The sequence below is a fragment of the Psychrobacter communis genome, assembly GCF_014836505.1.
In the GTDB taxonomy this organism is placed as follows: domain Bacteria; phylum Pseudomonadota; class Gammaproteobacteria; order Pseudomonadales; family Moraxellaceae; genus Psychrobacter; species Psychrobacter faecalis.
The window spans coordinates 98,903-112,414 of the sequence record NZ_JACSQR010000001.1; the positions used below are offsets into that span (position 1 = coordinate 98,903).

The following is a 13,512-nucleotide window of genomic DNA, read 5'->3' on the forward strand; positions in this document are numbered from 1 at the left end:
TATTCAATAAATTATAGCAATAAAAAAACGGCTACCATTGTAACCGTTTTTATAACACCGTAACCGTTGTTATTATATCAATAGCAAAAACTTAGCTAGCTAGTGACTCAGAATCTGGATGCGGCTCATGGGTTTCAACGACCGTTAAGATAATACGACTGTCGGCTGAACCTTTATCCGAAGATTTACCGCTAGTTTTATCAAGCTTAACCGTATCACCGTCTTGCTCATTGGCTTCTTTTGGTTCTAAGCTTAGATGGACTACCCCACCGTTTACCAAGTCGCCAAACAAAATCATACTCGCGAGTGGCTTTTTGATCTCGTCTTGAATAAGGCGCTGCATAGGACGCGCACCCATGAGGCGATCATAGCCTTTCTCCGCCAAGTAATCACGGACTTCATCGTCAATCTCGAGCGTCACTTGCTTGTCATCGAGCTGTACTTGTAGCTCAACCAAGAACTTATCGACCACAGAGACGACGACCGACGTATCTAACGCGTTGAACTGAATAATCGCATCCAAACGGTTACGGAATTCAGGGGTAAAGACGCGTTTGAGTGCTTCGGTATTGTCGCGGCTGTGATCTTGCTGAGTAAAGCCCATCGAAGAGCGGCTGATACTTTCAGCGCCGACGTTAGTGGTCATAATGACGATCACTTGCTTAAAGATAGCCACGCGGCCGTTGTTATCAGTCAACGTACCGTGGTCCATCACTTGTAATAACAAGTTAAAGACATCAGGGTGTGCTTTTTCGATTTCATCAAGTAACAACACGCAATGTGGATGCTGATTGATTTTTTCAGTCAGCAAACCGCCTTGGTCATAACCAACATAACCGGGAGGCGCACCAATCAAACGTGACGCCGTATGCGCTTCCATGTACTCTGACATATCAAAGCGGACCAGCTCTACACCTAACAAATTAGCCAGTTGACGTGATACTTCTGTTTTACCAACCCCGGTTGGACCAGCAAACATAAATGAGCCAATTGGTTTGTCTGGTGCTTTTAGACCGGCACGCGACAGTTTAATGGCATCTGCCAAGGTTTCAATCGCTTCATCTTGACCAAATACTAAGTGTTTAAGATCACGATCTAAATGCTCAAGAATGCTCTTATCATCACTTGATACGGATTTGGGCGGAATACGCGCAAGCTTAGCAATGATGGCTTCGATATCAGCAACATCGATTTTTATCGGTGCGCGTTTGCCTTTAGATTTTTTAGACCCGCTCGCACGATCATTGGCTTTTGCCGTATCTGCTTCCTCTTGCATTTCATTGGAAGTGCTTGTTGTATCAAAGCTGTCATCGTCAGCATCACCCCCAAGACCTTCTTCATCGGCATCGATTTGCGCATCAAAGTCTTGTTCTAAATTGGCAATAAAGCTTTCTTCAGCGTCAATATCGTCTAGATCCGCGACGATACCTAAACGCTTATAAGCACCGGCTTCATCAATAACATCGATGGCTTTATCGGGTAAAAAGCGCTCGTGAATGTGTTTCGCCGATAATTGCACAGCAGTTACCAAGGCTTCGTCGGTATATTCGACGTTATGAAACTCTTCATAACGCGGTTTCAACCCACGTAAAATATCGATACTGTCATCGACACTTGGCTCTTTAACATCAATTTTTTGAAAACGACGTGACAAGGCATGGTCTTTTTCAAACACCTGACGATATTCAGTAAAGGTTGTTGAACCAATACAGCGCAGCTCACCATTGGCAAGCGCTGGTTTGATTAAGTTTGAGACGTCCATATTGCTACTCATTGACGAGCCTGCGCCAATAATCATATGAATCTCATCGATAAACAAAATCGCATTGGGTTTTTTCTTTAACGCATCAAGTAGTGATTTCATCCGTTTTTCAAAATCGCCGCGGTACTTAGTACCAGCGATTAATGAGCCAATATCTAGACTATAAATCACGCAGCCATTTAAAGGTTTTGGTGCTTTATCATTGATAATCAGCCACGCCAACCCTTCAGCAATAGAGGTTTTACCAACGCCTGGCTCACCGACCAATAGTGGGTTATTTTTACGGCGACGGCATAATACTTGAGCGGCGCGCTCAATCTCAGGACCACGACCGATTAGTGGGTCAGTTTTACCTTCAGCAGCGCGCTGGTTTAAGTTGGTTGCAAATTCAACCAAAGGATCTTTACTGGTTTTTTCTGACGCACTACGGCGCTCACCAGTCATTGAAGCACGTGGCTCAGATGGCTCGTCTTTGTCTTGACCATGTGATAAATACTGGGTCAGCTCAAGGCGGCTGATGCCCTGCTTTTTAAGCAAATAAACGGCATAAGTATCATGCTCTGAAAACATCGATACCAAAATATCAGAACCTTCAACTAAACGCCCGCCACCAATAGACTGCACGTGGAAAATAGCACGCTGCAAAATGCGGTCAAAGCTCTGGGTGGGTTGTGGTGATTGTTCAGAATCTGCGTCCACGGTTGGCGTATGCTTATTGATATAAGCTTCTAGCTCACTACGCAACGTTGAGACATTGGCATTGCAAGCAGTCAACGTATTGGCAGCATTGGTATTTTCCAATAACGCCAATAGGAGATGTTCAACAGTGAGATACTCATGCGATTTTTGGCGCGCAAGTGTCATTGCTAAACGCAAAGAAACTTCAAGATGACGACTTAACATAAGGACTTCCTACGGTTGTACCTATCTTATTATTGATAGCTTTATGAATGAGTTAGTAACTAAATCAGGGCGATAGATGGATTGTTCAAGGGCAATGTTGAGTTTATTAACAGACATTACTGAATGATGTCTTCCATGGCTTGAATACTATTTGCGTCTTACCTTTATCTCAACATGATACTTAACCATAGTCAATCTTTTAACGCTGACTAAAATGTATCGAAGTGTCCACTAGACCTTTATTGCGCAGTATTTATTGTGCAGTATTAAAGCGACAAATAGGCAAAAAACACTTCGAGCGTAAGTTTTCGAAAGTAACGGTTGAATTTAACAGAGATAAAAGGTGCTAAAACGATATGAAAAAATGTGGGGTTTAATACGATTAAGTGTACAAGGGTATACTTTAATATATGGGTGATATGAAAAAAAAATCAAGCAGAAAATGCAAAGCTAGGAAGATTAATAAAAGAGAATTAAAGGAGTGACAATAAATTTAAAAAGGCAGGAATCAAGTAGACAAATAGATTAGAGCAAACCATTGGCTAATACATCAGGTTTGCTCTACGGCAGAGTTCTTATAATAAATAAAAAGGTAAGAAATAAAAAGGTAAGAAATAAAAAGGTAAGAAATAGAGAAGTGAGTAAAATCAACCGAAATTAGAGAAAACTTAAGACAAAATAGGCTAAAAAATTATTCACCCTGATGCGGCTCGATTTGAGTCAATAAAGGATAACCTTCACGGTGCGCCAAGCTATTGACTTTTTTGGCTTTGGTTTCAGCGATGTCTTTTGGATAAATGCCTGCAATACCCTTGTTGCTATTGTGAATGGTCAGCATAATTTCAACTGCTGTATCCATACTATGACGAAACTCTGATTGCAGCACATAGACGACAAACTCCATCGGCGTGTAGTTATCGTTATACATGACCACTGCATACATCGGCGGTTTTGCTACTTCTGGCTCAGCGACCAATACATCGGCTTGCGGTGAAGTTTCGCCCTCGGTATCACCATCTTGCGCTAGACGCAGCGGCGTATTTGGGAAATGCCAATCGGCAACGGTTGGCGTTGAATGTAATATCGGTTGTTTTATCATAATTAGCGTACAAATTAATAGCGATGCTGTAACAGCATAAAGAGGATTAAAAAGAGTAGCAGACCTGTCTAGCTATCACTTAGCATATGACAAGAAAGTATTAATACATTAAAAATCTAAAATTCAATAAAATAAAGTTCAATAAAATATCAAAAACTTAAGGTTCAATGGGGCTTTCATCAACTTCTGGCAAATCTAAAAGTGACAACGGCATGCTATCAACCTTATCACCAAGCTTCCAGTCGTATAATTGCTCCAATTCTTGTCCGCCTGCGCTTAAGCTTAATTTCACTTGCAAAGGTTTAAAGCCTGTTGGCATCATAAAGCGGCCGCGGATTCGCGTTATGCCATCGATAGTATAACTTGCCGGCTCAAGCGGCACTTCTACAAAGTTATTATCATTCAACAAGGTTAAAGTAGGTTTTAAGCGCTTAGCTTTGCCGTCGCTGGCAAGCATTGCCACATCAAAGCCGTACTCAAAAGCGTTTTCAGGCAAAGGTTTGATTTTCGCCCCAAGTATTTGTAAAGGCATACCGCCATTTTCACTAACAAGCTCAGCATATATCTCATTAAGTTGGGCTAATTGTTTATTTTCAACCGTCAATTCCTGTTGATTTTCACGTAGCTCTTTTAAATTTGCCAAACTTATTTCTAACTCTTGCTTAGCGGTTGCCGCTTCATTAGTGGCAATTTTGCTGCTAAGGCGTAAATCTTTCAGCTCTTGCGTGGCTTCTTTACTGGTAATCACCGCTTGCTGAGTTTCTGCCTGCATCGAATAATAGCCGCGCTGATAGCCAAGTTTATGACCAAATGCGAGTCCAACTCCAGCGGTCACCAATACCGTCACTACGAATAATGCCAATACTAAGGTAGAAGCGCCTCGTTGCTTATTACTAATAAGCGAGTTGCTAATAATAGGGCTATTTATCAGCGCATGACTCTGTTGGTAATGAGAATAAGAGAGATGCGCATCGTGCCCCATATCATAGGAAACAGAGTCTTGGCACGATACTCGTGCAGGCTGTTGGCAAAGGCGTGGTGCACTCTTCAAACGCATTTAGACGATATCTCTTAACAGTAAAGGCAGGTTATTATAGCGGAATTTATAATCAATACCTAGCACCATAAATATGAGGGATTTGTTAATAGCTAGACATCTGTTAAGGAACGATAGGGGCAAAGTCTAAGCCCATCGATTCATCGAAACCAAACATCACATTCATATTTTGTACGGCCTGCCCAGCAGCACCTTTCACCAAATTGTCTTGCACGACAATCACCGTCAGCTCAGCACGCGCATTGTCTTGGTGAATACCAATACGCAAACGATTACTGGCTCGCACGCTGCGTGTATCAGGATAAAGCCCCTTTGGCATCACATCGACAAACGGCTCTGCCGCATAGCTTGTCTCAAATACTTGCTGCCAATCGATAGCAGTGCCTGCTTCGGTAAGCTCTAAATGAATAGAGCTCAGCATGCCGCGTATCATTGGTACCAGATGCGGTAAAAAACGGATACGATGGTCAAACTGGCTCTCTAACAATTGAGCAACGCCCTGCTCAATCTCTGGTAAATGCCGATGACCTTCAACGCTATAAGCTTTGAAATTATCGGTGGTTTCCGCATAGTTAAGCGCAAGCTTCGCTTGCCGACCCGCGCCCGAAACGCCAGATTTTGCATCGATAACGATACGTGACTCAACCAGCCTTTCGGCTTGCTGATTTTGCGCATCGATAATAGGTTTTAAGCCCAAAATAGCGGTGGTTGGATAGCAGCCAGGGTTACCGACAACTAACGCATTGGCCAATTTTTCTCGATTGATTTCAGGTAAGCCATAAACGGCGGTCTTTAACAATTCAGGACAGGCATGCGCTTGCTGATACCAATGCTCAAAATCTGCTAATGACTGCAAGCGAAAATCGGCGGCCAAATCAATGACCTTTACACCCGCTGCCGTTAATGCCTCTGCTTGCTTCATTGCCACGCCATGTGGGGTCGCAAAGAATACCACATCGCATTTTTGCAAGGTCGCTAGCGTCTCATCACCTAAATCGCTAAAAACTATATCGGAGATACCGCGTAAGCTTGGGAATATCTCATCAGCGCGGGTGCCAGCTTCGCTACGTGAGGTTAGCAAATCAATAGACACTTCAGGATGGGCAGATAATAAGCGAATCAGCTCAATACCTGTATAGCCTGTGCCGCCGACAATCGCTGCTGAAATCATAAGATATTCCTTTTTCTTTTAATGCGTAAATATTTAGATAGAGATAAGCTCTACATCAAAGTTAAACCTTGTTGCTTCTAAATATAAGCGCTATTACTAGCGCTTTTAAACGTTCATTTTTTAATAATTAACGATATTAAATTTTATAACTTAAATTTTATAATCATGTACCGCATCGATAAAGACTTTGGCATTATCAGGATTGACCCACTGGGTAATACCGTGACCTAAGTTTGCCACATAGCCGGTTTTTTCGCCACTGGCGTAAGCGCTATCGAGCATCGCGTTGACTTCAGCACGGATAGTTGCAGGCGAGCCGTACAAGGTTGCGGGGTCTAAATTACCCTGAATGGCTTTGCTACTTTGTAGTTTTTTATGTTGCTTGGTCAATTGGCGCTGACTTTCTGTCAATACTTGACGGGCGCGATCAATAGGCATTGTCCAGTCTAAACCTAGCGCATCGGCCTCACTATCCGCTTGCACATCGAGCCACAATCCACCGCCTTTGGTAAATAGTACGACTGGGATTTCTGGATGACGTACCTTTAGCTCAGCGACAATACGCTTATTATAGGCATGCGAGAAATTCACAAACTGACGATGACCAAGCGCCCCGCCCCAGCTATCAAATATCTGCAAAATTTGTGCGCCAGCAACCACTTGCGCATCCAAATAATCAATCACTGACGTTGCCAATTTATCTAATAATTGATGTAAAAACTCCGGATTGCTATATAAGAAACCCTTGGTATAGCGATAATCTTTTGAGCTGCCGCCTTCAATCATATAAGTCGCTAGCGTCCAAGGGCTACCCGAAAAGCCGAATAACGGCACTTGTCCGTTTAGTGCTTTACGAATGCTCGTCACCGCGCGCATGACATAATCAAGCGAGTCATTCATATCGAGTACCGGCAATCTGTCTAAATCCGCTTGCGTACGAATCGGATGCTTAAACTTCGGACCCTCGCCCGTTTCAAAATACAGTCCTAGCCCCATGGCATCAGGAATGGTCAAAATATCACTAAATAAAATTGCGGCGTCCAAGTCATAACGGCGCAGCGGCTGCAAAGTGACTTCGGTCGCACGCGCCGTATCTTTACATAGGCTCATAAAATCACCGGCTTCGGCACGGGTGGCTTTATATTCTGGTAAATAACGGCCGGCTTGGCGCATCATCCATACGGGCGTGGTATCTATGGGCTCAAAGCGGAGTGCTCGTAGCAATCTATCGTTTTTTAAAGGCGCAAAGTTCTGCTCAAGCGCATGGTTACTGTCTGAAGCACTCATGTACAACTCTCCAAAACAGCCCTATATTCAATAAAATAAATAACAGGGCAAGATAAAATAAGTGAAAGAAAAGATTAATAAACGCTTATAACGCATAGATAGCGGCATTTAATCCTAAAAAGCTTCATAATGATTTGATATCAGCTTCTTTATATTAAATACCATTTACTATTAAGCTTTGAGAACACCTACCGATTAAAGGGGTATAACTACACGGTTAACGCTAAATTGTCGCGATGTACCATGACCACACGCTCTTCCTTGTTACCAAGGATTCTATCAAACTGCTCTGTACGCTCGCGAGCCACGCGGCAAGCGTCACGCGATGAGAAGTTCACTTGACCAACAGCGATACGCTCGCCCGTGTCTTGATTGACAATCTCTACCACATCACCTTCATCAAAATCACCGCGAACCTCGACGACGCCAACTGGCAATAAGCTCTTGTGATGTTCGACAACCGCTTTTGCAGCCCCAGCGTCTACAATGAGCGTGCCTGACATGCGCAAATGCGCCGCTAGCCACTGTTTACGAGCAATGATTTTATCGGCATCATTAGTAGTCAATAACGTACCGACCGCTTCGCCAGAAACCACACGCGTAATCACATCGTCGATAGCGCCACTGACAATAACCGTTGGACAGCCGCCCATGGCAGCTAAGCGTCCAGCACGGATTTTAGTCAGCATACCACCGCGACCAAGTTTACCGCCATCGCCAGCGATATCAAATAAGTAATCGGCCATCGCGCGCTCTTGACGAATCATTTTGGCATTCGGATTGTTACGCGGATTATCAGTAAAAACGCCTTCTTGATCGGTCAAAATAATGTATAAATCGGCATTGACCATCGCCGCCGCCATCGCGCCTAAGGTGTCATTATCGCCGAATTTAATCTCATCAATGGTAATGGTATCGTTTTCATTGATTACGGGCAGCACACGCCATTCTAATAACTGCGTCAATGCTCCCGTGGTATTTAAATAGCGACTACGATTAGACAAATCATCATGAGTTAATAATAGCTGCGAGCTTTGAATACCATGCTGAATCAATGCTGACCACCAGGTTTCAATCAAGCCCATCTGTCCGATGGACGCACAAGCTTGTAGCGCCGCCAGTTTCCTTGGGCGCTCGTCCAGATTCATCCGCACCACGCCTTCAGCAACCGCACCTGACGACACTAGCAATACTTCCACACCTTGCTTATGCAGTTTGGCAATCTGCTTTGCCCATTCGTAAATGGCAGTTCGATCAAGCCCTCGTCCATTATTGGTTAATAGCGATGAGCCAATCTTGACAATAACGCGCCGAATATCAAAGTTGCGAGCTTGCTTAACAAACCTTGCTTCTTCTGTCGTGTTCTCTATGTCAACTGCCATATAAACTCCTGTTGCTAGGGTAAATGAATTACGTGAATAATATTAGAACTGTACGCACACCTATTTAAAAAACGAAACATTAACTTTTGCCAATTTAACCTTAGATATATTAAGGAACGTATACCACTTCGACGCCATCGTCGAAATCGTCATCGTCGTCTAAATTGGTACCTTCACGCGCTGCTTTACGAGCCGCACGATAGGCTTCACGCTGCGCTTCGGTATTCAAACGAACTTCTGCTTCTAAGCGCTCAAAACGCTCTTTTTGGGCTTCAGCAAAAATCGGATCTTCGAGTTCACGCTCACGCTCGCGCTCGATCTCATTCATCAAATGGTACTTAATCGCATCAACGCCTTCACCGGTCAAGGTTGCGGTACGAAATACCATACCTGTCCAACCAAGCTCAGCCACAATATGGGTACAAAGCTCGTTTAAGTCTTCTTCGGCAACCTGATCAATTTTATTTAGCACCAAAATCTGTGGCAAATTGGCCAATTCAGGTGAAAAACGCTCAAGCTCATTTAAAATCACGCGCGCGTTTTCTACTGGGTCGCTGCCATCGATCGGTTTTACATCAACCAAGTGTAACAGACGGCGTGTACGAGCGACATGCTTTAAAAAACGAATGCCAAGTCCTGCGCCTTCTGACGCGCCTTCGATTAAACCCGGAATATCTGCCATCACAAATGAGCGGTGACGACCGATATCAACCACGCCTAAGTTTGGCACTAAGGTGGTAAAGGGATAATCGGCAACCTTAGGTTTGGCGGCAGATACCTGACGGATAAAGGTTGATTTACCCGCGTTAGGTAAACCAATCAGACCAACGTCAGCGACTACTTTTAGCTCAAACTTCAGCACCTTTAATTCGCCTTCAAAACCTGAAGTGGCTTTGCGCGGTGCTTGGTTGGTCGAGCTTTTAAAATGGGTATTACCCAGACCGCCGTCGCCGCCTTTGGCAATCAGTAGCGTTTGACCAATTTCAATCAAATCGCCTAATACTTCGTCGGTTTCGGTATCAACCACGGTCGTACCAATTGGAACTGGCAAATAAATATCGTCAGAGCCTTTACCTGAACAGTTCTTACTATGACCGTTTTCACCACGCATGGCGTCATAACGACGGGTATAACGGTAGTCAACTAAGGTGTTGGTATTGTCATCGGCAATGACATAGACATCGCCGCCCTTACCGCCATCACCACCGTCAGGGCCACCACGTGGGACATACTTTTCTCGGCGAAAACTGGCGATTCCGTTACCACCGTCACCTGCTTTTACCGTTACGACGGCTTCATCAATAAATCGCATCTTTCGTTCCTTTATTTACCATCTCGTTTATCAACTTACAGTCAGCGACTGTATTTTAGATGGTAGCTATATGTTTGGTAGTTATGAATAACTTAAAAAAATATAAAATCTTCTTTAAAACGGCATTTACTAAAATGTCATACCACGCTTAGCATTTAGCATGACAACAACACCCGATAACCATTCGGACTATCGGGTGTTTGAATACTGCCGTTAATAATTTACACCGATTTATCTAGGATAAAACTTACTTTCGTCCCGCTATTTTGCCTTAGCATTTTATCTAAATACAAACGGCTAAGATAGCAGCTGTGCAAATTTTTACGCTGGAATTTGCGCATAGCTGATGCCAGCCATTTGCGTGGCCAAACGTAACACCTGCGTGCTATAGCCAACTTCGTTATCGTACCAAATATAAACGATAGCATGATTGTCTGTCAAAATCGTCGCTTGCGCATCGACGATACCGACATGCGTATCACCAACAAAATCAGTTGATACCGCTTCGGTAGAATCTGTATAAGCAATCTGAGTTTGCCACTGACTGCTATTAGACACTTTACGCATGAACTCATTTAACGCCTCGGCACTGGCTGGCGCCGTTTTAAGGTTTAAGTTCAAAATCGCTAAGCTGACGTTTGGCGTTGGTACACGAATCGCATTACCCGTCAATTTACCGCTAAGCTCTGGTAGGGCTTTACCGACCGCTTTTGCCGCGCCAGTACTGGTGATAACCATATTCAATACCGCGCTGCGGCCACGGCGATCAGCTTTATGATAATTATCAATTAAGTTTTGATCGTTGGTGAACGAGTGAATAGTTTCTACGTGACCGTTTTCGATACCGTATTCATCATTTAAGACTTTGAGCGTTGGGGTAATCGCGTTGGTGGTACAGCTCGCTGCACTGACGATAGTGTCATCGCCGACCGTATCGTTATTGACGCCATAAACGACGTTTTTAATATCACCACCAGCTGGTGCTGTTAATAATACTTTTTTCACACCAGTCGATTGTAAATGCTTGCCAAGACCGTCTTCATCTTTCCAAATACCAGTATTATCGATGACCAATGCATCGTTGATACCATAAGCCGTATAGTCAATCTCGCTTGGGTCTTTGGCATAAATAACTTGTACAAAGCGGCCATTGATGATCAAACCATTGTTTTCATCATCGACAACGACGCCACCAGCGAAGCTACCATGGATTGAATCGCGCTCAAGCAATGAAGCGCGCTTAGCCAGATCGCCCGCTGCTGCTGGACGCACCACAATGGCTTTTAGCTGTAAGCCTTTAGCGCTTGACGCTTGTGACAATAAAAGACGCGTTAAGATACGACCAATACGGCCAAAACCATATAGCACCACGTCCGTTGCGCCATTGCTAGCTGCATTGTCATTGTTAATAGACTCTAATACCGCTTGTAAATCACTGTCATTAGCAATCAATTGACCAACATCGATACGCGCCGCTTGGATGTCTTTATTCTCTGCAAGCGTTTTAACCATCGTTAAAGTATCCGCGACAGCGATAGGTTTAGCACCTTTATCACGTAGCGCGACTTTTTGATGCAATGCCAGTATTTGACCCACAGAGGTTGTATCTAGCGTATCACCAAACAATGTCACTTGCACATCTTGCTCATTATAAAGCTTATTTAATAAGCCCATAAGCTCGATGGCTTGTTGCTCTTGTTGGTTATAATTGCTCAAATGGTCTTGATGTAATTGGCGTAAGGTATCAGCGTTGCTCACGAGAAACATCCTTATGGTCAGTAATTAGGTAGCAGAAAAGTAGGAAGAAATATAAATAGATAGGTCATCATTGTTTAAATAACGATATTAAAACAGTCATGCTCGACTTTGGCGGTAGTGATTGGCAATAGTAACTATCACTAACTAGCGTCACAGTCTTTATCGTCACCGTCTTTAGATAAGGTAGATTTTAGCCTAAAACGCCCTATTTTGCTAGTGATAACCGAATTTGACGTACTTATCGCGTTTTTTAGCGCTTTATAAGTTACTGCATAAAACTAAAGGCAGCTTGCATTGCTGCTCTATTGTCAATTATCGATAAATCAAACAAAAATATGATAATTATAAAATACTTATATGGTTATGCCATGTATGGTTATGAAAAACTTAAGGAACCAACTTTACCGTCTGATTGGTCTGCGGGGTAAGTTTAAATTCTTTTAAATCGTAGCCCTGCTTTTGGGCAATTTGGCGATATTTTGCATAGGTCTCTTGGCTAACATTCGGCGAACGAGCCAGTAACCATAAATATTCTTTATCTGGCGTGCCAACCAATGCCGTTTTGTAATCTGCGTCACGCGCCAGTACCCAATAATCGGCGCGGCCAACAGGCACCCAGCGAATCCATGACGGCAAAAAAGTAACCTTTAATTTACTACCCGAAGCATCAGCGGGTTTAGCTAGACCTTCTGCGGTAATGGCTGAACCATCTTGCGCTTTGCATTGATTAATCACCTTAATGCCTGAACCGTCAGTTTTTTCAACATACGTCGCAGTCACATCACTGGCACAGTTGCGCTGAAAATACATCGGCAAGCGCCCTATCTCGTACCAAGTACCAGCGTATTTTTTGAGATCAACGCTATCAACTGTAGTTGGAACGCTAGCAGATTTATGGATAATTGCATTTGGCTTAATGGATAAGGTTTCTGTGCTGGTTTTATCCGTCGTTACATTAGCGGTCACAGTAGCTTTAGCCGCGGTATTGACGGGCGGCGTCGCTGCATAGGCTGAGAACGCAGCCAATGGGATAATAATTGCTAGAGCAATACCTGTATGCTTGATAAGTCCATTCATAAATATACGCTCTGGTATTGTTGGTAAACCCATATCTTCATTGCCGTCATCTGCATCGACAGCTTCAGCAGTAATAGACTTATTGGATTTAGTATTGCCATTTAAGCTTTTCGCTGAGATGTCTACAGCAGCATCAATATTGATATCGGTAGTATTGATATCAGTAGTTTTTTGCACTTTCTTATAAGCAGGCGCTTTTTTGTATCCACCGCCATCTTGAAAACTGCGGCTTTGCAAATCTTGAGTGCTTTTAAAACTTGTATTATAGTTATTTTGATCGTGATCACTGCTATCAATCAATACAGACTTTGCGGCTTTAGGCGCGTTTTGTCCAATCTTTTTATAGACGAATTCATTATCTGTTGCTGGTGCCTTTAGGGCGACATCGTCTACTGGCATATCGTTCGCGCTATCATTGTGATAGTTAGCGTCATTGCTGGCATCACTCGATTGTGACGTATTATCTGTCTTGCGATAACCTTTTTTTAAATAGTTTTTATCAAGATAATGCTGACTTGATTTAGTCTGCTGTGATTGAGAACCAGCTGCCTGCGAATCAGGCCATGCTGACTTAGGTAACTTATTGGTTTTCATAGGAGTACCATTTATTAATAGTGTTAGTTAAAATTTTTCATTTATCAAATTTTATAGCGATTAACTCAGTATAAATAATGCTCAACAATCACTTCAAATACAAAAGACAG

General features: G+C 43.3%; 8 protein-coding genes and 2 pseudogenes. All 10 read right to left on the reverse strand.

Translation table 11 applies throughout. The features are described 5' to 3' along the window. Positions 1-91: 91 nt before the first annotated feature. A pseudogene (locus H9653_RS00415) lies at positions 92-2,143 on the reverse strand (AAA family ATPase); the annotation flags it as partial. 396 nt (positions 2,144-2,539) lie between these two features. Next, positions 2,540-2,665, reverse strand: a pseudogene (locus H9653_RS12675) (Clp protease N-terminal domain-containing protein); the annotation flags it as partial. 691 nt (positions 2,666-3,356) lie between these two features. Then, positions 3,357-3,764 (reverse strand): ATP-dependent Clp protease adaptor ClpS, encoded by a 408-nt coding sequence (locus H9653_RS00420; RefSeq protein ID WP_191689673.1) that lies wholly within the window; start codon positions 3,762-3,764, stop codon positions 3,357-3,359. Positions 3,765-3,921: 157 nt separating this feature from the next. Beyond that, entirely contained in the window at positions 3,922-4,821 is a 900-nt protein-coding gene (locus tag H9653_RS00425; RefSeq protein WP_068404518.1) for a hypothetical protein, read from the reverse strand. 103 nt (positions 4,822-4,924) lie between these two features. Continuing rightward, positions 4,925-5,992 (reverse strand): N-acetyl-gamma-glutamyl-phosphate reductase, encoded by a 1,068-nt coding sequence (gene argC, locus H9653_RS00430; RefSeq protein ID WP_102077197.1) that lies wholly within the window; start codon positions 5,990-5,992, stop codon positions 4,925-4,927. Positions 5,993-6,142: 150 nt separating this feature from the next. Continuing rightward, on the reverse strand, positions 6,143-7,279 hold the full coding sequence (gene hemE, locus H9653_RS00435) for a uroporphyrinogen decarboxylase (RefSeq protein WP_068404521.1): 1,137 nt from the start codon (positions 7,277-7,279) through the stop codon (positions 6,143-6,145). A 209-nt stretch (positions 7,280-7,488) separates the two neighbouring features. Then, positions 7,489-8,661: a glutamate 5-kinase gene (gene proB, locus H9653_RS00440; RefSeq protein ID WP_068404522.1), complete on the reverse strand. Its 1,173-nt coding sequence runs from the start codon at positions 8,659-8,661 to the stop codon at positions 7,489-7,491. Between the two features lie 109 nt (positions 8,662-8,770). After that, a complete protein-coding gene (gene cgtA / locus H9653_RS00445; RefSeq protein ID WP_068404524.1) occupies positions 8,771-9,973 on the reverse strand; it encodes an Obg family GTPase CgtA in 1,203 nt (400 codons plus the stop codon). Between the two features lie 321 nt (positions 9,974-10,294). Beyond that, the gene (locus H9653_RS00450; protein WP_191689675.1) at positions 10,295-11,740 is read right to left on the reverse strand and encodes a glyceraldehyde-3-phosphate dehydrogenase; all 1,446 of its coding nucleotides are present in this window, start codon (positions 11,738-11,740) and stop codon (positions 10,295-10,297) included. 378 nt (positions 11,741-12,118) lie between these two features. Further along, a complete protein-coding gene (locus H9653_RS00455) occupies positions 12,119-13,402 on the reverse strand; it encodes a lipocalin family protein (RefSeq protein ID WP_191689677.1) in 1,284 nt (427 codons plus the stop codon). Positions 13,403-13,512: the final 110 nt, after the last annotated feature.

Excerpts from the sequence above, each read along its gene's own strand:
- H9653_RS00455 (WP_191689677.1), bottom strand. The coding sequence starts at position 13,402 with ATGAAAACCAATAAGTTACCTAAGTCAGCATGGCCTGATTCGCAGGCA.
- argC (WP_102077197.1), bottom strand. The coding sequence starts at position 5,992 with ATGATTTCAGCAGCGATTGTCGGCGGCACAGGCTATACAGGTATTGAG.
- H9653_RS00450 (WP_191689675.1), bottom strand. The coding sequence starts at position 11,740 with ATGTTTCTCGTGAGCAACGCTGATACCTTACGCCAATTACATCAAGAC.
- hemE (WP_068404521.1), bottom strand. The coding sequence starts at position 7,279 with ATGAGTGCTTCAGACAGTAACCATGCGCTTGAGCAGAACTTTGCGCCT.
- proB (WP_068404522.1), bottom strand. The coding sequence starts at position 8,661 with ATGGCAGTTGACATAGAGAACACGACAGAAGAAGCAAGGTTTGTTAAG.
- H9653_RS00420 (WP_191689673.1), bottom strand. The coding sequence starts at position 3,764 with ATGATAAAACAACCGATATTACATTCAACGCCAACCGTTGCCGATTGG.
- cgtA (WP_068404524.1), bottom strand. The coding sequence starts at position 9,973 with ATGCGATTTATTGATGAAGCCGTCGTAACGGTAAAAGCAGGTGACGGT.
- H9653_RS00425 (WP_068404518.1), bottom strand. The coding sequence starts at position 4,821 with ATGCGTTTGAAGAGTGCACCACGCCTTTGCCAACAGCCTGCACGAGTA.